Origin of the sequence: Flavobacterium psychraquaticum, assembly GCF_034497725.1 — a bacterium.
GTDB lineage: Bacteria > Bacteroidota > Bacteroidia > Flavobacteriales > Flavobacteriaceae > Flavobacterium > Flavobacterium psychraquaticum.
In genome coordinates this window covers 1-20,586 of record NZ_JAXKVR010000016.1, presented here as the reverse complement: position 1 = coordinate 20,586, position 20,586 = coordinate 1, and the positions used below count along the sequence as shown (strand labels likewise).

General features: G+C 29.8%; 16 protein-coding genes, 1 other RNA gene and 1 pseudogene. 16 read left to right on the top strand and 2 right to left on the bottom strand.

Annotation, left to right across the window (positions count from 1 at the left end):
* From T1L09_RS00655 to T1L09_RS00635, 5 genes are all read left to right on the top strand, one after another.
* On the top strand, window positions 1-644 hold a 644-nt coding region (locus tag T1L09_RS00655), incomplete at its 5' end, for a VapE domain-containing protein (protein WP_322549011.1).
* A 217-nt stretch (window positions 645-861) separates the two neighbouring features.
* On the top strand, window positions 862-1,725 hold the full coding sequence (locus T1L09_RS00650; protein ID WP_322549010.1) for a toprim domain-containing protein: 864 nt from the start codon (window positions 862-864) through the stop codon (window positions 1,723-1,725).
* 152 nt (window positions 1,726-1,877) lie between these two features.
* Entirely contained in the window at window positions 1,878-2,174 is a 297-nt protein-coding gene (locus T1L09_RS00645) for a plasmid mobilization protein (protein WP_322549009.1), read from the top strand.
* A 2-nt stretch (window positions 2,175-2,176) separates the two neighbouring features.
* On the top strand, window positions 2,177-2,980 hold the full coding sequence (locus T1L09_RS00640; RefSeq protein WP_322549008.1) for a relaxase/mobilization nuclease domain-containing protein: 804 nt from the start codon (window positions 2,177-2,179) through the stop codon (window positions 2,978-2,980).
* A 21-nt stretch (window positions 2,981-3,001) separates the two neighbouring features.
* Entirely contained in the window at window positions 3,002-3,463 is a 462-nt protein-coding gene (locus T1L09_RS00635; RefSeq protein ID WP_322549007.1) for a hypothetical protein, read from the top strand.
* Window positions 3,464-3,470: 7 nt separating this feature from the next.
* Here the strand turns inward: T1L09_RS00635 and T1L09_RS00630 are convergent, their stop codons facing one another.
* Entirely contained in the window at window positions 3,471-3,998 is a 528-nt protein-coding gene (locus T1L09_RS00630; RefSeq protein WP_322549006.1) for a hypothetical protein, read from the bottom strand.
* Window positions 3,999-4,445: 447 nt separating this feature from the next.
* On the opposite strand from T1L09_RS00630, the gene T1L09_RS00625 reads away from it, so the two are divergent.
* The 11 genes and pseudogenes from T1L09_RS00625 (at window position 4,446) to T1L09_RS00575 (ending at window position 20,301) form a co-directional block, all read left to right on the top strand.
* Window positions 4,446-6,005: a type I restriction-modification system subunit M gene (locus tag T1L09_RS00625; protein ID WP_322549005.1), complete on the top strand. Its 1,560-nt coding sequence runs from the start codon at window positions 4,446-4,448 to the stop codon at window positions 6,003-6,005.
* Window positions 5,989-7,170, top strand: a complete 1,182-nt coding sequence (locus T1L09_RS00620; RefSeq protein ID WP_322549004.1) for a restriction endonuclease subunit S — start codon at window positions 5,989-5,991, stop codon at window positions 7,168-7,170. The genes T1L09_RS00625 and T1L09_RS00620 overlap by 17 nt, the downstream gene beginning before the upstream one ends.
* Before the next feature lie 20 nt (window positions 7,171-7,190).
* Complete coding sequence (locus T1L09_RS00615) at window positions 7,191-8,345, top strand: toll/interleukin-1 receptor domain-containing protein (protein ID WP_322549003.1); 1,155 nt, start codon at window positions 7,191-7,193, stop codon at window positions 8,343-8,345.
* 11 nt (window positions 8,346-8,356) lie between these two features.
* Window positions 8,357-9,019 (top strand): SLOG domain-containing protein, encoded by a 663-nt coding sequence (locus T1L09_RS00610; RefSeq protein ID WP_322549002.1) that lies wholly within the window; start codon window positions 8,357-8,359, stop codon window positions 9,017-9,019.
* A gap of 4 nt (window positions 9,020-9,023) precedes the next feature.
* Entirely contained in the window at window positions 9,024-9,728 is a 705-nt protein-coding gene (locus tag T1L09_RS00605; protein WP_322549001.1) for a TIR domain-containing protein, read from the top strand.
* Window positions 9,729-9,730: 2 nt separating this feature from the next.
* On the top strand, window positions 9,731-10,312 hold the full coding sequence (locus tag T1L09_RS00600) for a toll/interleukin-1 receptor domain-containing protein (RefSeq protein WP_322549000.1): 582 nt from the start codon (window positions 9,731-9,733) through the stop codon (window positions 10,310-10,312).
* 190 nt (window positions 10,313-10,502) lie between these two features.
* Window positions 10,503-13,592 (top strand): metallophosphoesterase, encoded by a 3,090-nt coding sequence (locus tag T1L09_RS00595; protein WP_322548999.1) that lies wholly within the window; start codon window positions 10,503-10,505, stop codon window positions 13,590-13,592.
* 107 nt (window positions 13,593-13,699) lie between these two features.
* Entirely contained in the window at window positions 13,700-15,403 is a 1,704-nt protein-coding gene (locus T1L09_RS00590; protein ID WP_322548998.1) for a DUF262 domain-containing protein, read from the top strand.
* 83 nt (window positions 15,404-15,486) lie between these two features.
* Window positions 15,487-16,083 (top strand): DUF6088 family protein, encoded by a 597-nt coding sequence (locus T1L09_RS00585; protein WP_322548997.1) that lies wholly within the window; start codon window positions 15,487-15,489, stop codon window positions 16,081-16,083.
* Window positions 16,084-16,086: 3 nt separating this feature from the next.
* Window positions 16,087-17,082 (top strand): annotated as a pseudogene (locus tag T1L09_RS00580) (nucleotidyl transferase AbiEii/AbiGii toxin family protein).
* A 30-nt stretch (window positions 17,083-17,112) separates the two neighbouring features.
* On the top strand, window positions 17,113-20,301 hold the full coding sequence (locus tag T1L09_RS00575) for a type I restriction endonuclease subunit R (protein ID WP_322548996.1): 3,189 nt from the start codon (window positions 17,113-17,115) through the stop codon (window positions 20,299-20,301).
* 157 nt (window positions 20,302-20,458) lie between these two features.
* Here the strand turns inward: T1L09_RS00575 and ssrA are convergent.
* Window positions 20,459-20,586, bottom strand: a transfer-messenger RNA (tmRNA) gene (gene ssrA, locus T1L09_RS00570); the annotation flags it as partial.

The window sequence follows — 20,586 nt, the reverse complement described above, 5'->3', positions numbered from 1 at the left end:
AGGATTCTCGGGTTAAGATGTGTAAGAACCTAATTATTAACCTGGAGGAATTATCTGTAATTGGAAAAACTGAAGTAAACTACTTGAAATCCCTAATCAGTAAGGTTTTCATTAATGAACGACTCCCATATGAACGCAGAGCTGAAAACTTACCTCGTATTTGCTCATTTGTTGGCTCAACAAATATGGTCGATTTCCTTACTGATGAAACTGGTTCGGTTCGATGGATAATTTTTGATGTTATTGGAAGAATCGATTTCAATTACTCTAAAGAAATTGACATGGACTATGTTTGGGCGCAAGCTTATTATTTAGCATATCATGACAAGAACTTTGAACCGGAATTAACTCAACAAGACATCATTGAAAATGAGAAACGAAATGAAAAATACACTAGCCTGACTATTGAGCAAGAAATGGTAATTAAATACTTCGAAAAAACGGAGAATTTAATCTATTTCAATACATCAACTGAAATTATGACAAAGCTAATTCCATTGGGATTAAAACTCAGCAGAGAGAAAATTGGTAAGGCACTGAGTGGTTTTAAATTTTCTAGGATAAAACATCCCCAAAAGCAAGTATATGGCTACTTGGCAAAGCCAAAGTTCAATATTAGTCCAGTTGAAATAATGAATAATTAGAAAATGTACTTACCTAACTTACCTACTTACCTAAACCCTTATAGAATATGACTTTTTTTAAGGTAAGTATATATAATTTAACCTACCTATACTTACCTAAAAAACTCAGGTAGGTAGGTAAGTATTAGGTAATTTATAAAAATGTTGCGAACACTTGAATTTACTGGTTTAGGTAAGTAGGTAAGTAAAAATGGCAAATACTTAGATAAAACTAAAAATGAATATAGAAAAATCAAAACAAATTAATATTCCTGAACTATTACAAAAGTTGAATATTGGTCCAGTTAAAATATCGGGAAATAATTACTATTACATCGCTCCCTACAGAACAGAAAAAACTGCTTCTCTTCATGTCCTTGAAAATAAGTTCTACGATTTCGGAATACAGAAAGGAGGATATGCTTTAGATATTATTATTGAAATGTATGGGTTTTCAGTTTCTGAAGCACTACAATTTTTAAAACAATTTGATAAAGAAAGCTCTATTTTTTCTTTTCAAAAGCAAAAAAATATTGTATCCAATTTTAGTGAAACTGAAACTAAAGTAAACATAATTAAAGTAATTGAAATTCAGCATTATGCGTTAAAACAATATTTGGAAAGCAGAAAAATTTATCATTACGAAAATGAACCAAATTTAAAAGAAGTCCATTATGAAATTAACGGCAAAAAATATTTCGGAATTGGATTTCAAAACAGAAGCAATGGATTCGAAATTCGTTCTAAATATGCAAAGATATGTATTGGAAAAAAAGACATTACCTTAATTGTAAAAGGTGATAAAAACAAAAAAACTATCCGAATATTTGAAGGCTTCACTGACTATATTTCTTTTAAAAGTTTAGAAAAAAATTCAAGTGATTATTTAATTCTGAATTCAGTAGCATTAATAAGTCGTTGTGAATTTTTATCAAACTACGATGAAATAGAAGTATATCTAGATTATGATTCTGCGGGAGATAAATATACGGAAATGCTGAAGAGTAAGTATTTGAATGTTATAGATATGAGGAGCTTGTTTTTTGGATATAAGGATTTGAATGAATGGTTAGTTAATGGCGATTTTAATTTAAAGGAGTGATTTAAAAAATGATTTAAAGTTGTAAGTAATCGAGATGTGCCAATGTGGACACAAATTGCTCCGCATTTGGTCCAAATTAGCATCTCGTTTTTTCTCCCGATGGTCGCAAAAAGGAAGAGCAGAACTCAGTAAACATTCAAAAATGAAAAAAAATGAAAAACTATTTTATAAAATTCAGAGTCTCTAAAGTAGAATATTTGATAATAAAAAAGAAAGCAGAAGATAGTGGAATTAGTATTTCTGAACTAATGAGAGCATTAGCATTTAATTACAAATTATCAAGTAAATTAACTCCCGAAGAAATTGAATGCTATCAATTACTTTCAAAATACGGAGATAATTTTCGAAGAATTTCTAATCTTTTTAAACTTGGTGATACAACTGGAGTAAAAGAAGAAGCACTTGTAACAAGTAAATTAATTCGTGAACATTTAATGAAAATTAAATAACTATGATTGGATTAGCAAAAGCATGTTCTGGAGGAGGAACGCTTGGTAATTACGTTATGGATAAAGAAAAAGGTTATGAACTCGACCGAAATTTACTTTGTGGAGATAATCCAAAAGAAATTATGGAGGAAATCAAGTCTATGCAAGAATTAAATCAAAGAGCTTCCAATAAAACATTTAGTTTGGTTTTGTCACCTGATATTAAAGACGGTCAAAAACTAACCAATAAGGAATTAAAAGATATTACTCGTCAGTATATGGGTAAATTAGGAATTGATCCCGATAAACAGCAGTTTGTTGCTTTTGTGCACACAGAGAAGAAACATAAACACATTCATATTATTGCAAACAGGGTTCAAACCAATGGAAAATTAATTCCAGATCATCATATTGGAAAACGAGCACAATGGGCGGCGCATGAAGTTGCACAGGAAAGAGGGTTAACTTCTGCCAAACAAATAATGATTGATAATGTTAAGAGTGTTGAATCACAAAAGGACAATTTTAAAAGTCTTCGTAAAGAGATTTTTAACAAACATGAATCAGTTATTAAAATGAATCCTAAAGGATTTAATGAGTATCAAAAAAGAATGGAGAAGTTAGGAATTAAAGTGGATACAGTTTTTAATAAAAAAGGAATTGTTCAAGGACATAAATTAACCGATAAACTTTCAGGACAAATCTTTAAAGCATCTGAAATAAATAGACATCTTGGTCTTAGCTCTTTAATGAAACCTTACACTCCATTAGAACCTATTATTAAAATTGCAAAGTTGATTGGTAAAAGCAATGATATGGGGTATTAAATAATTATAATTTAAAAAATTATGTCATACAAAAAAGCACAACCAAAAATTGCAGATAGTTTATCTGTATTTATTGAACAAATCGAAAACATAGAAAAGAGTACTGCTTCACTCCAAAAAATTAGCGATAGTATAGATGCCAAAATGGATTTATTTTATCAATATGAACCAAAACTTAATTTTGAGCCTTTGGAAACAATTAACGAAAAACAGATTAATTTAATTGTTCAAAAAAATGCTCAAATTGAAGCTGCAATGAATTTGTATTTAAACAAACTAGAACAACAGAGAAAGCAAAAAGATTCTTTTTTCTATTATTTTAGTTTGTCAATTGCTGTAATGTTTGCAATTACTGTTTTCTGTTCTTACTATGCTATTAGTAATCACTACAAAAAACAAAAAACTGAAACTCAATTTATTCGTTTTCTTAATGATGAAAAATTAAAAGATAAATATGTAGAATGGTTGAACAATAAAAATTAATAAAACTTTAATCTATTGATGATTTTTTTGTTGTATAAACTTTCAAAACTGATTCATATTCTTGTTCCGAAATTTGAGAACTTTTTGAAAATTGTACTTCGAATAAATCAACGAAATATAATCTGAAATAGATAAGAATAAGAGTATTTAATTGGTTGTCTGACTGATAATAAAGCAACATTTTTAAGAATTCAGCTTGAATATTATCAGGTTTATTTTTGAAATGTTTTTCTATTTCCATTGTAAATAAAAACAATAAAACATCATAACTATTTTTGTCATCTAATAGGGTATCAATGATTTCGCCTCTATCCTCATAGTTCAGGTTAAGTAATTGAATTTTAAATATGTCAATTAATTTATAATTCAAAGCTTCTTCTGTTGTTGTTCCAGTTTTATTATTCTCAATAAAACTTTCTGACAGATTAACATACCCAGAACTAAAGTCCGGAGTAGTAAAATCTTGAAACAATAAATAGTTAAGGATTTTTTGAAAAGCAGGTTTACTGCTTTTTTTTGTTGCTTTTTCTTTCATCAGTACAAAAAAAATGCGTGAGACATTAGCCAACCGAAATAGAGGTACTAGGAGACCCAACAAACAGAAGACTACGCCCACGCAAGTATTATGCACAGGCGTAAGCCTATTAATTTATTGGTTTGTTTAGAAGATTCCTAGTTTTCTATTCCCAAGATTAATAGCTTACGCGATTAAATATATTTTTCTGATGTAAAATTAGGTAAAAAAAATGGAGTTAAAAAACTATCTTTTTTTTGATAGTCCTTGATTTAGTATGATTTTCTTTGTTACTATTATGTTGATAATTTTATATGTATTTACACACAAAAGATATTATTAAGTATTAAATTTGATGAATATCGTTCATGATTACGGATTTCCGTACTATTTTCATGTAAAACAACTGTAAATTGCAATGCAAATTTTACACTTTACAATAAAAATAAAATAAAATTACAATCCAAAATGGCAAAAGCAGTAAAAGAAAAAAGCATTGAAGAAACACTATGGGATTCCGCAAATAAATTGCGTGGTACCGTAGAATCATCTGAGTATAAGCACGTAGTATTAGGTTTAATTTTCTTAAAATTTGCCAGTGATAAATTTGAAGAGCGCAGAAAAGAGCTAATTGCCGACAATAAAGAGAAATTCCTTGAAATGAAGGAATTCTACAATATGTCTAATATCTTTTACTTGCCAGAAGAATCACGTTGGTCATTTATAATTGAAAATTCCAAACAAGCCGATATTGCTTTAAAAATTGATACCGCTTTACACACCATAGAAAAAAATAATCCAGCTTTAAAAGGTGCTTTACCTGATAATTATTTTTCTCGTTTGAATATGGACGTGAGCAAGCTAGCGGCTTTGTTAGATACCATCAACAATATTGATACCATCAAAGACAAACAGCAAGATATTGTGGGGCGTGTGTATGAGTATTTCCTGAGCAAGTTTGCTTTAGCTGAAGGAAAAGGAAAAGGCGAATTCTACACCCCTAAAAGCATTGTAAACCTAATTGCAGAAATGATTGAACCCTACAAAGGAGTCATCTATGACCCTGCTTGTGGTTCGGGTGGGATGTTTGTGCAAAGTATTAAGTTTATTGAAAACCACCACGGAAACAAAAAAGAAATTTCCATTTACGGACAAGAATATACGGCTACGACTTATAAACTTGCCAAAATGAATCTTGCCATTAGAGGTATTGCCGCCAACTTAGGTGATGTGCCTGCTGATACTTTTGGCAAAGACCAACACCCTGATTTGAAAGCCGACTTCATCATGGCGAACCCACCATTTAATCAAAAAGATTGGAGGGCTAGTGATGAACTAACCGACGACCCACGTTGGAGAGGCTACGATGTACCTCCAACCAGTAACGCCAATTACGCTTGGATATTAAACATGGTGGCGAAACTTTCTGAAAATGGTGTGGCGGGTTTTATTTTGGCTAATGGTGCACTTTCTGGCGGTGGTGAAGAATATAAAATTAGAAGAAAACTAATTGAAAACGACTTGGTAGAAGCGATTGTTATTTTACCAAGAAACATGTTTTATACCACTGATATTTCGGTTACACTTTGGATTTTGAATAAAAACAAAAAAGCCAGAACAGTGCAATTGCCTGATGCAGTTAGAAACTACCGTGACAGACAACACGAAATTCTATTTTTAGATTTAAGAGAAAAAGGCATCCCATTTGAGAAAAAATACACCCAATTTTCAGACGAAAATATTATTGAAATCACCGAAGCCTACCATAATTGGCAAACGGATTTGACAAAATATCAAGACGTACCTGAGTTTTGTTATGCCGCTTCTATTGATGAAATTGTAGCGAAAGACTTTTCGTTGGTACCAAGTAAGTACATAACGTTTGTGAACCGTGATGAAAACATCGATTTTGAAGATAAAATGAAAAGATTACAAACCGAGTTTTCTGAATTGTTAAAAGCAGAAGCGCAATCGAAAAACGATTTATTAACCGTATTTAAAGAATTAGGTTATGCCATCGAATTATAAGCGTTTAGGCGATTACATACATAAAGTTGAAAATAGAAACAGAGACTTAAAAGTTTCAAAATTAGTTGGTCTTAGTATGACCAAAGAATTTAGAGTTTCAACTTCCAACATTGTTGGAACTGATATGAGTGTTTACAAAGTTGTAAATAAATGGCAATTTTCATGCGACTTTATGTCAGTGATTCGAGTTCATAAATTTCCTGTGGTTTTAAAAACGGATGATGATCCTGTTTTGGTTTCTCCTGCCTACACTGTTTTTGAAGTAAATGACGAAAATGAACTGAATCCAGAATACTTGATGATGTGGTTTAGAAGAAGTGAATTTGATAGATACGCAGATTTTAAATGTGATAGTGCCATTAGAGGTGGATTTGATTGGGATGCTTTATGTGATTGTATGTTGCCAATTCCATCCATTGAAAAACAACAAGAAATTGTAAAAGAATACAACACCATTCAAAACCGTATTGCACTCAACAACCAATTGATTAGTAAACTAGAAGAAACGGCGCAGGCGATTTATAAGCAGTGGTTTGTAGATTTTGAGTTTCCGTTTGTCACATCGAGCGGAGTCGAGATGCCTTATAAAAGTAATGGTGGTAAAATGGTTTGGTGTGAGGAATTGGAAAAGGAGATTCCGGAGGGGTGGGAAGTTGGTAATTTCCAAAAAGATTTAATATTTAAAACTGGAAAATTAGATTCTAATGCATCTATAGAAAATGGGAAATATCCTTTTTTCACATGCTCTGAAGAAGTTTTTAAAGTTGATAGTTTTGCTTTTGATCAAGAAGCAGTTTTACTTGGTGGAAATAATGCTACAGGTAAATTCCCTTTGAAATATTTTAAAGGAAAATTTGATGCTTATCAAAGAACTTATGTAATTAGTTCCAACAACAAAAGAATTTCAAATAAGCAAATTTTTTATAGAATTAAGGGTTTGTTGGATGAAATGAGAGAATCTTCTGTTGGAACTGCAACTAAATTTTTGACTATGCAAATATTTAATCCAATTACGATTATAATTCCTAATGTAAATATCAACGAGAATTTTGAAAATATCATCCAAAAGATTTATACTTCAAAACAATTGTATTTCAATCAAAATCAAAAACTAGAGGAATTGAAGGATTTGTTGTTGGCAAAGATGACGAGGGTTGAGAATTAGAAATTATAAAAAATATATTTATGAAGTATAAATACCAACTTATTCTCATAGGAGAAAACGAAGATTTGTTTAAATCTCTTGAAATAGAATTAAAAAAAGGATTTGATGATCTTAAAATCATTAGTGATTCTTTAAAAATTATTCGTGAAATTGATATTGAAGAATATTCTGGTGGACAACCTGCATTTGTTATATATGCTGGACATAAAAATAATTTTACAGGAAAACAAAAAGAAATATTAGAAAAACAAAAATTAGATGGGAATATTATCTTACCTGTTTTTAATCAAAATTTCACTGATGAAATTCCTGAATTTTTATCAAATCAAAACGGAATTAATTTCAACGATAATGTTCAAAAAATTAAAAATATTGTTTTAGAAGGTTTTGAATTATTGAGAAAAAATAGAAAATTATTTATTTCTTATAAACGATCTGAATCAAGTAACATAGCTATTCAATTGTATGAGTTTCTAGAACGGCATAATTTCGATGTTTTTATAGATACACATTCAATTGATAAAGGTGAAGAATTTCAAGAAGAATTATGGCATAGGATGACAGATTGTGATTTAATATTGATGTTAAATACCAAAGAATTTTTAGAAAGCAACTGGTGTAAGCAAGAATTAGATAAAGCTCATTTAAAAAGAATTGGTATTGTACACTTGATTTGGCCTGATTGTGATTTTGCAGATTTTGCACATATAGCTCATTCAATAAAATTAAAATATCAAGATTTTGATAATTCACCTGTGGCAGATGTCACCAAAGGAAAGTTAAAAGAAGATATTTTATCTCCAATTCTTAATTTAGTTGAAAGTTCTAGAGCTAGAAATTTGGCATCACGTCAAGACTGGTTGATTACAGATTTTACTCAGGCTGCAAATGATAAAGATGCAGATGTTAATTTACAATATAGTAGGTATATTACTCAAAAATTAGATAGTGGTAAGTTTAAAGTTTTTATACCAACTGTAGGTATTCCACAATCAATCAATTGCCATAATTCACAAAAACTTATTGAAAAAATTGAAGATAAACAAATTGAATCAATTACTTTAATTTATGATGAATTATCAATTCGTAATAATTGGTTAGAACATTTAGATTGGTTAAATGAATATTTAGAAATTAAAACACTTAAAAAATCTGATTTCAGTAAAGCATTTTAAAAAAAGTAAGTATGAAAAATATTTTTTTATCAGCAAGTGTCCCATTACCAGAAAGGCACCCTAGATATTATGACACAGCAGATATTATTGCGATTAGAGATGCTGTAATTGCCTTAGCAAGTTTAGTTATAGGTAAGCACAGAATTATTTGGGGAGGACATCCATCAATCACACCATTGATTTACTATGTAATTGAAAAGATGATCGTAAATAATCTTAAAAGAGATGATTGGAACTTTCCTCTGACTGATAATGAAAAAGAATGGGTAGCTTCAGAACTTAAAGGCAAAATACAGGAACATGTATTGCTTTACCAATCATTATTTTTTAAAGACGATTTTCCTCCAGAGAATGAAATGTTTCAAAATGTTCGTTTAACAGAAAACAAGGGTGATTTACCTACAAGCATTAAATATTTGAGACATAAAATGTTTACTGAAAATGAATTCTCTGCTGCTGTCTTTATTGGAGGTATGGATGGAATTGAAGTTGAATATAATATGTTTAAAGAATTACATCCAAAAGCTCTAATGTTACCAATTGCAAGTACAGGTGCTGCTACAACAATTGTTTTTGATTCTTTAGCATCAGAAGATGAAGCAAAACACGAAAGGTTTTTGAAAGACTATGGTTACATGAGTTTATTTCAAAAGTATTTAATCGATAAAATATAGTATTATGGCAAGAAAGGTTTTTGTATCATATAAATATAAAGATGAATTAGTTGCGGATTTAGGAAAGAAAACAATAGGTGTTGTTAATAATGAGTTAGCTCTTGTTCCTCGTAAAACGAGAGTTAGAGACTACGTTGATAAACTTCAAACAAAAATTGGAAAGGATAATATTAATTTAGGTGAAAAAGACGGAGAAAGTTTAAAGGATTTTTCCGAAGGTTATATTGAGTCAACATTAAAGAATAAAATATATCAAAGCAGTACAACTATTGTTATGATTTCAAAGGGGATGAAAGATTCATCAATGGAAGAAAAAGATCAATGGATTCCTTGGGAAATTTCTTATTCTCTTCGTGTTGTGAAAAGAGGGGATTCTAAAAGTCTTATGAATGCTGTTTTAGGGGTTGTTTTGCCTGACGAAAATAATTCTTACGATTGGTATTATTCCTTTAACCAAGAGTGTAATTGCACAACTCATCATACAAGTAAGCTTTTCAAAATACTTAGAGCTAATATGTTTAATATTATAGATAAAAAGTATAAAGAATGTAACGGGATTAAAATCCACATTACTTCTGAACCATCATATATTAAAACTGTGAAATGGGATACTTTTATGCAAGGCAATAATTACAATGACTACATAGAAAAAGCTTTAGAAATTCGAGATAACAAGGGTCTATATAAATTTGAAATAAATTTACAATAATCATGAGTTTTATTAATGAATCTCAATTAAGAAGTTTTAGAAAGTCAACTAAAACTTATAATCTTACTTTAAACGAAAGTTTGAGAAATTTTAAAAACGAATCTAAATTTTTAAAAACTAAAATATTTCTATCTCATAAACATGATGAACTAGAACAACTTGAAGGTGCGGTATCTTTCCTTAAAGATAATGGAGTTGATGTTTATGTAGATTGGCTTGATGAAGGAATGCCCAAAACAACTTCAGGTCAAACTGCTGTAAGAATAAAAGAAAAAATTAAAGAGAACGATAAGTTTATATTATTAGCTACTGAAGGAGCCATTAACTCAAAATGGTGTAATTGGGAATTAGGATTAGGTGATGCAGCAAAGTATATCAATAATATAGCTATTCTTCCAATTAAGAAAGATTATTCAGATTTTTCAGGAAATGAATACTTAGAGATTTATCCCCATATCATTAATTTGGAAAATCTTCAATATTATAAAGGTGAATATAGAGCTAGTGGAACTTATGTTTTATTTCCATCTGTAAACGGAAATAATAAAATGATGTTACTTAAAGATTGGTTAAAGTCTAGATAAATTTAGCTAAACCTAACTTTTTGCTATTTAATCATTCGCTAAATACATAATCGATATGAGACTGTATAAAAAAAAAGAGGTTTTAGGATTTAGAAATCATATTGAATGATGGTCTTCGGGATATTCTGTTGATGATTTGAGAAAGGATTATAATAAACAAATAGAAAATAATTAATTACAACTATAAAATATGTTACGAATTTTACATTTAACGGATTTTCATTTTTCGAATAAACCAAAAGATAAATTAGACCAAAAACGATTAGTAGATTCGTTAAAAAGGTCGTTAGAAAATGATGTTGAAGAAATTGATTTAATCTTTTTCACTGGTGATTTGGTAAATAGTGGTTCGGATTATAATGATTTTATAGAAGCAAGAGAATTATTATTGGATAGTTTGTCTGATTTTTTAAAAATCAACAAAGAAAATATTTTTATATGTGCAGGCAATCATGATGTTAATAGAAACCAAGAACTGGATGACGTTAGAGAATCTATTGCGAAAATAAAAGATAACAAAGGGCTTGATGAATATGTTCTAAAACAAGAAGGTAAATCCTTAAAAGCTAGTTTGGAAAATCATGTTAATTATTTAAAGTTTCAGAAAGATTTTTATAGCTATTCTGAGCAAGATATTATCGAACCATTATATACCAATCACTTTAGAGAAATCAAAAAAGCAAAAATAAACATTACAACAATAAATTCGGCATGGAGAGCAATTGACTCAAATACAGATTCAGGTAATTTGTTGTTTCCAATACATTTTTTAAAGGAGGTTAATGAAAAGAAAAATGATAATTGTTTATTAAACATCATGTTAATGCATCATCCTTTGTCAGATTTTAAATATTGGAATTATCAAGCGATGGAAGATGTTATTTTTAAATCTTACCACATGATGTTTTCTGGTCATTCACATAAAAATAGAGATACAATACATGTCGTTCCCGAAATAGGTATGTATAGTTGTACATCGCCAGCGGCTTTAAGTAATGATGGAAAATCAAGAATTGGATACTCAATAGTTGAAGTAGATTTAAATGATTATTCATTAAGAATTTTTAATAAAGTTTACCAATCAGATGATGAAGTGTTTTATGTAAGTGAAACACCCCTCACAGGACAAATACCTATGAGTGAGAAAAAACAGAATGAGAATAAATTTAGACGAACAATTAGAAAAAGATTCAATGAGGAGTTAGAAAAAGCTAACGAACTTTTTCTATCATACACGGATAAAGATTATAGTAATTTTATAGAGATGTTTACAGAACCCGTCATTAAGAGCGGATCTAAAACCAACATTAGAGAAAATAAAGTGGACTCTGTTTTTACAATTGATGAACTTATAAATTCCAAAATGAATGAAATATTGTTTGGAAGAGATAAGAGTGGGAAAACAGCTATTTTATATAAAGTATTTTTAGATATATTGAATGATTTTAGTAGCTTAGAAATCCTATCCATCTATATTGACTGCAAGGAAATTGTTAAATCTCAAAGAAAATTAAACTTATTAAAGAAGATTCAAAATTTTTATGAATTAAATAATTCTGATGCTGAAGGTTTATCTAAGAAATATCATTTTAAGATTTTACTTGATAATTTTGAAGGAAACGAACAATATGTTTTAAATCCTTTAAATGAATTTATGGAGAAAAATCCTAATTGTTCAATTATTGCAACTTCAGAAGAAACTTTGCTGAATAGTTTTGCAGGAAAGACAATCAATAATACATGTTTTAATAATAAATTTATTTGGGATATTGGTAGAAAACAAATTAGGACTTTGACTAACAAATGGCCAGGAATAAATGATGATAACAAAGAAATATTACTAGAAAAAATTCACAAAGTTTTTAATCAATTAAACATTCCATCTAATTATTGGACTGTTTCATTATTCATATGGATTTTTGAAAAAAATGCAGATGCTAATATTAAAAATAATTTTCAATTAATTGAATCTTATATTGATAATCTATTAGATAAAGAAAATTTCATTTTAAATGAGTCAATATATAAGATTGATTATGAGGATTTTAAGATTTATTTAGGCGAGCTCGCATATCATTTAATAAAGGAATACAATTCAGAAAATTATGTTATTCCTTATTCTGAATTAATATCATTTACAAGTAATTATAAAAAACATAATAGAAAATTTGTAATTGATGTTGAAAACATTGTAAGAATAATTATTGATAAAGGGGTTCTCAAAAAAGCTCATACTGATTCATATACATTCAGGTTAAATGGTGTTTTTGAATACTTTTTAGCCTATTATATGAAGGACAATGAAGAATTTAGAGATGAAATAATTAAAGATGGTCACTACTATTTGTCTTTTGGAAATGAATTTGAGATTTGTGCAGGATTTATAAGCAGAGAAAAAAGTTTTGTAGAGAAAATATTTGAGAGAACTAAAGATATTTTTAAAGAATTAAATTCTACTTATAATTTAGACCAGGTCGATTTTCACTTACAAAATATCATACAAGAAAAGCTAAATGTTGATTTAAAATTGCCTGAAATCTTGAAAGATAGGATAAAACCTATATCAATAGAAAATCAAGATGTTTTGTTTGAGGAGGTTTCAAATGGCTTAAATGATAGAATGTCAGGTATTCAAACAAAAAAGTATTATGAACATATTGAAAGTAATTCTGAAAATTTAGAGAAGGCACTTTTCATTTTATCAAGAGTTTTTAGGAATTCAAAACTTAAAGACAATAAATTAGAAGATGAAGTATTTGATTTTATATTAAATTCTTCTTGTACTCTAGGTTTTCAATTAGTTGAGGAAATTGAAGAAAATAAATTTGATTATTTAAGTGAAAAAACTAATGAACATGAATTAATGAGGTTATTAACTAAGTTTATTCCATTAGTTGTTCAGACTTTCTTTTATGATGCATTAGTTCAGAATAATCTGGAGAATATTTTGAAAGAAAAAATAGAAAAATTAAAGATTGACTCTAAGAATAATCAATTTAAACTTCTTGTACTTTATTTTTCTTTAATTGATTTGAATCTAAAACAAAATCATCATTACATAAACGAAATTATAAGTGTATTATCACTTGGGGTGTTAAAAAATACTTCCTTAATTAAGCTTTATATGTATTTAGCACTAAAAGTAAATGGAAATAAAAGTCTTGAAGATAAAATAAAGGGATATATAAAAGAACAAGAATATAAGTTGAATAGTTCAAAAAATCAAGGCGAAATAGATCAAAAAATTTCAAAGGTTTCAAAACTAAAACCCAAAAAATAATTTTAACCGTCTTTTTCTAATTCAGTTCAAGGGATTGATTAGATTGAAATTATAGAATTTACAATGCTTATCAAAAACAAAGGTTAAATCATTTAATTATAAAAGTAATGCCAGAATTACACGTAAGTAAAAAAACAATTGGAAAATTGTTTAGCGAAATGCAGGGAAAAAAATTTATCATTCCAGATTATCAAAGACCATATAAATGGAATGTAGAGAAATGTGAAACACTTTGGAACGATATTGAAAACTTTACAATTACTGAAGCACAATCAGGTTCCGATTATTTTTTAGGAACTATTGTTTCTTATGTAAATGGTGATAAAGACCAGGAAATTATTGATGGTCAACAACGTATTACTTCTTTTTTTCTATTGTTACGAGCTTTCTTCAGAAAGCTTGAAGATATGTTAGAAGATGAAGAAGGACATGTAGTTGGTTTAAAAAATCAATTAGCACCTTGCTTGTGGGATATTGATGCAATATCACAGAAGGTTACTGATAAAAAGAAAATACACATCAATTCACAAGTTGCAACAGCAGAGGATAATCATATTTTTCATAACATTCTAGAAACAGGAGTTTGTGATGCTGTTGCAACAGATAACTACAGTAATAACTATCGTTTTTTCAAAAAACAATGTGATTCTTATGCTGAAACTAATCCAATGCAATGGAAACAATTGTGTATTACTATTATACAAAAATGTATAATTCTACCAATTGAATGTGATACTCCAGAAACTGCTTTAACTATTTTCTCTACACTAAATGATAGAGGAATGCCATTAGCTGATTCGGATATTTTTAAAGCACAGATTTATCGTAATCTTGAAACAGAAGCTGAACGAAAAGAGTTTACAACTACTTGGAAAGAATTAACTCAAGTATGTAAACAAGCACATATTTCAATAGATGATGTGTTTAGATATTATACACATGTATTGCGTGGAAGAAATAATGATAAATCTAAAGAGGTAGGATTAAGAAAATTTTATGCAGATGATAATTACAAACGTCTAAAAGATGATAATCTTATTAATGAAATAATGGCATTGGCTATTTTTTGGCGTGATATTAATTCGAATATAGAACCCGAAGAAGAAGTTAGTTACGTTATTTCTGAAGAAGTTCGAAAGTATGTACACTGTTTATCTTGTTATCCTAATGAGTTTTGGAAATATGTAACAAGTGTGTTTTTTCTAAAAAACAGAGAAAATGAAAACTTTGATAAAGATTTATGTGTTATTCTTCCAAAGTTAATTGCGTTTTTATTTGCAAAATTTATTGATGCTCCTTCTGTAAATGCAATTAAAGATGATATTTATTCGTCATGTATCTCTACTCAAAATAAGAATGAACTTCAATACAGAATAATTTTTAATGAAGAATTATTATTTAAAAAAATAGACGAACACGCATCTTCTAGGTTATCTAGAGCATTATTATTACTTGATGCATATTTGAATTCAAATCAATCAGAACTTATACCAGTAACATTTGATATTGAACATATTTTTCCTAAAAAATGGCAAGAAACCAATTATAATGGTTGGGATAAAAAAGATGCAGATTTGTATCTTGATAGATTTGGAAATAAAATCATTTTTGAAAAAAAGTTGAATATTCAAGCAGGCAATGGATATTTTGGAAATAAGAAGCAAAAATATAGTCAATCTAAAATAGCGAGCGTTGTTGATTTGAGCAATTATCCAAAAAATGATTGGGTTAAAGAAGATATTGAACAAAGAGAAGTGAATTTTAAGAAAAATATCCTTGATTTTTTTAAAAAGGAATTAGATGTAATTTAAAATATCAAATTATCGAAAATAAATAAGATATATTATGTCACAAATATTTACTAAATTTGTGACATAATTAAAAAATAAAAAGCGTGCAATCCTCACATAATCAGATAGAATTAAAGATTAAAAAATCTGCTAAGGGTAAAATTTTTTTCGCAGATGATTTTGTAAAATTCGGTTCTTCAGAGAACATCCGAAAAGTATTGTCACGTTTAGAAAAAGAAGGTTTATTAGAACGTTTGGCACAAGGTATTTATTTAGTGCCTAAGAAGGATGTGTTGTTAGGTACATTATATCCAACTACAGAAGAAATTGCTTTAGAAATTGCCAAGCGAGATAAAGCTCGTATAGCACCAACGGGTTCATTGGCTTTGTATCAATTAGGAATCACAACGCAAATACCTTTAAAAGCAGTTTATTTGACAGATGGTGCACAACGTGTAATAACCATAGGAAATCGCACCATTCAATTTAAGAAGACAACACCTCGAAATTTAGCTATCAAAGATCAATTGTTACTGCTTATCACACAAGCCTTAAAAGAAATAGGGCAGGACAAAGTAACGGATTTGCACTTGCAAAAATTAAAACCTTTTTCATTGCAATTAGATCATGAGATACTAAAGTCGCAATTAAAGTTTGCTCCAGTTTGGGTACAGAAAAGAATTAATGAATTAAGAAACTAAACTATGTGGGTAAACCTTACAATGGAGCAAAAGCAAAATTTAATAACGCAAACTGCTGTTAAAACAGGATTGCCTGCTTATGCAGTAGAAAAAGATGGGTGGGTTTGTATTATTTTACAAGCTGTTTTTCAATCGGAATATGCTACAAATATTATTTTTAAAGGCGGTACCTCATTAAGTAAAGCCTACAATATAATCAATCGATTTTCGGAAGATGTCGATTTAATAATTGATAGGAAGTTTTTAGGTTTTGAAGAATTACCTTCAAAAATGGCAGTTAAAAGATTAAGAGAAGCATCAGGTTAGTTTATCATAAATGATTTTAGAGTAGAGTTGATAAATCAACTTTCAAATCTTGGTATTGCTCCAGATATGTACACTATTAAATACAACGATAAAGTGGATGATACTAGTGATCCAAACACCTTAGAAGTGTATTATAATCCTGTAATTCCAAACGATAATCCATATATACAACCTCGAGTTTTAATAGAAATGGGTGCTCGTTCTTTAACAGAACCTGCTGAAGAAAGAGAAGTAATTTCGTTTATTGATACTGAATATGCACATTTACCATTTGCTCAAAAACCGACAATAGTAAAAGTTGTAGTTCCGACTAGAACTTTTATTGAAAAAGTATTGCTGCTACATGAAGAGTTTTCAAAGCCATTAGAGGCAATACGAAGCGAGAGATTATCACGTCATTTATATGATTTAGACCGATTAATGGATACCGAATATGCAACAAGTGCTTACAAGAATAAAGAACTTTTTGAGCATATTGTGGAGCATAGAAAAACCATCACACCATTACGAGGAATAACGTACGACAATCATAATAGGAAAAGTTTACAAATTATTCCACCAGATGCTGTAAGCAAAGAATGGGAACAAGATTATAAAGTAATGCAAGAGAATATGATTATTGGGGATTCAAAATCATTTTCAATCCTATTAGAGAGGATGAAAGATATAATGGAAAATTTTAAAAACGACTAAGCTATCGAATAAGTCTAAGAAAATAATAGAATGAAATTCACAGAAGCACAATTAGAACAAGCCTTTATTCACTTATTGCAAGAAGAGCAAATGACGCATCTTGTAGGTGGTGAAGTGCGTAAAAATGAGTTTCAAGGCGTATCAGAACCACCCACACAATACGGTCATATCGTTACTGAAAAAGTGTTGATTGATGCGGATTTAAAAAACTATTTGAAGTCCAATTACGCTAAGGATAACATTACAGATTCAGAAGTAAATTCGATTATTCGTGATTTGGAACGATTACCATCTTCCGATTTATATGAAAGCAATAAAGTTTTTATGAAAATGGTAAGTGATGGCTTTTTGCTAAAACGTGAAGACCGTAATCAAAAAGATATATTTATCCAATTGATTGATTATACCGAAAAGGATAATAATGAATACAAAATTGTGAATCAATTAGCCATCAAAGGCTACGAAATGCGTATTCCTGATTTGATTTTATACATCAATGGATTACCATTAGTGGTGTTTGAATTTAAAACTGCCATTCAGGAAAACACCACCATTCATGATGCTTACGTGCAATTAACTACACGTTACAAAAGAGATATACCGGAGTTATTCAAATTCAATGCTTTTTGTGTGATTAGTGATGGTGTGAATACCAAATCAGGTTCCTTTTTTGCACCTTATGAATTCTTTTATTCCTGGAGAAAAATAGAAGGCATGCCTAATGAAGTGGATGGTATAGATGCTATGTTTACACTCATTCAAGGGATGTTTAACCGTAAGCGTTTACGTGATATTATTCAAAACTTTATTTATCTACCTGATAGTTCTAAAAAGAATGAAAAAATCGTTTGTCGTTATCCACAATATTATGCAGCTGTCAAACTTTTTGAAAATATAAAAAACCATCAAAAGCCTTTGGGCGATGGTAAAGGAGGAACTTACTTTGGTACAACAGGTTGTGGTAAAAGTTACACGATGTTGTATTTAAGTCGCTTATTAATGCGAAGTACTCATTTTTCAAGTCCAACAATTATAATCATAACAGACCGTACCGATTTAGATGACCAGTTATCAGGTCAATTTACCAATGCAAAAGGTTTTGTTGGTGACGAATCGATTATTAGTGTAGAAAGCAGAACGCATTTAAGAGAATTGTTACAAGGAAGAAACAGTGGTGGTGTTTTCTTAACGACCATTCATAAGTTTACCGAAGATACAAGATTGCTAACCGATAGAACGAATGTCATTTGTATTTCAGATGAAGCACACAGAAGTCAAACGAATTTAGATCAAAAAGTAGTCGTTTCAGAACATGGAGTAAGAAAAACATTTGGATTTGCTAAATACTTACATGATTCGTTAACTAATGCTACTTACGTTGGTTTTACAGGAACTCCTATCGATGCTACCATTGATGTTTTTGGAGAAATTGTTGATGCTTACACGATGAACGAATCGGTTAAAGATGAGATTACGGTTCGTATTGTTTATGAAGGAAGAGCTGCAAAAATCTTATTGAATAATCATAAATTAGAGGAGATTGAAACTTACTACAATCGATGTTCGGAAGAAGGTAGTAATGAAAATCAAATAGAAGAAAGTAAAAAAGCGATGGCACAAATGAATGCCATCATAGGCGACCCAACTCGTTTGAAAACAGTAGCCGAAGACTTTGTTACCCATTATGAGAACAGAATAGCTGAAGGAGCAACAGTTCGTGGCAAAGCCATGTTTGTTTGTAGTAGCCGACCAATTGCTTACGAATTGTATAAAAATATTTTAACCTTACGACCAGAATGGGGCGAAGTTAAAATTGCCGCTGATGGAGTTGAGTTATCCGATAAAGACAAAAAAGAAATAAAACCAATGGAACGCATCAAAATGGTGATGACCAGAGGGAAAGATGATGAGGAAGACTTGTATAATGCGCTAGGAACTAAAGACGACCGCAAAGAACTAGACCGACAATTTAAAAATGAGAAATCTAATTTTAAAATTGCCATCGTAGTAGATATGTGGCTAACAGGTTTTGATGTACCATTTTTAGATACCATGTATATTGATAAACCTATTCAACGCCATAACTTGATTCAAACGATTTCTCGTGTCAATCGAAAATTTGAAGGCAAAGAAAAAGGATTGGTGGTAGACTACATCGGTATCAAAAAGCAAATGAATCTAGCTTTAGCGCATTACAACAATGCCGACAATCAAAATATTGAAGATATTGAGCAATCTATTGTAGTAGTTAAAGACCAGTTAGATTTACTGGGTAAACTGTTTCACAAGTTTAATATTTCAGGATATTTGTCAGGCGTTCCGTTAGAGCAATTAAAAACATTAAATCAAGCAGCTGAGTTTGTACAATTGACACAAGAGTTGGAAAAACGATTCATGTACATTGTAAAACGTTTAAAATCGGCTTATGATATTTGTTCTGGAAGTGGGGCTTTTACTGAAACGCAAAGAGACGAAATCCATTTTTACCTAGCCGTTCGTTCCATAGTATTCAAATTGACAAAAGGTGTAGCTCCTGATACAGCTCAAATGAATAATCGTGTAAAGCAAATGCTTCAAGATGCAATTGAGAGTGATGGGGTAGAAGAAATTTTCAAATTAGGAGATGATAGTCAAACCGAAATTGATATTTTTTCGGATGATTACATGGCAAAAATTGATAAAATCAAATTACCTAATACCAAAATTAAACTATTGCAAAAGCTTTTAGCGAAAGCCATTGATGACGTTAAAAAGATTAATAAAATCACAGGAATTGATTTTTCAAAACGTTTACAATCCATTGTAGATAAATATAATGAACGCAAAGAAAGCGATGTTTTACGAAGCGAAGTATTAGAAGATTTTACGGATGAAATTATCGATTTGTATTATGCGCTTAAAAATGAAAAAGAGTCGTTCAAAGATTTAGGTATTGACTTTGAAGAAAAAGCCTTTTACGATATTTTAAAAGCATTAGCGATTAAATATGATTTCAGTTATCCAAATGACAAGTTAATTGAACTAGCTCAAAAAGTAAAAACCGTTGTTGATGACAAAGCAAAATATACGGATTGGAGTAAACGAGATGATATTAAAGCAGAACTTAAGGTAGACCTCATAATTCTCCTAGCGGAAAACGATTATCCACCAGTCGATAGGGACGAAGTGTATAAAGAGATTTTTGAACAGGCTGAGAATTTTAAGAAGTATAACAATTAAAAATGGGGGGAAGGTTAATTAATAATTAAAAGTTATTTATAAACATAAAATTTAAATATTACCATCAAAACATCCCCTTAAAAAAAATCACCCGATTTTACATAACTGGGAGTAAAACAGGGTGATAATTTTGTAAATCACTGACAATCAGTGTTGATTGTGGAGTCGCCGAGAATCGAACTCGGGTCCAAACAAGCAATCGAAGAGCTTTCTACACGCTTAGTTTTCTCTTGAATTTTCGATCAAAAGCAAGGCTGAAAACCGCCACTTTTAACTTAGCTCTAC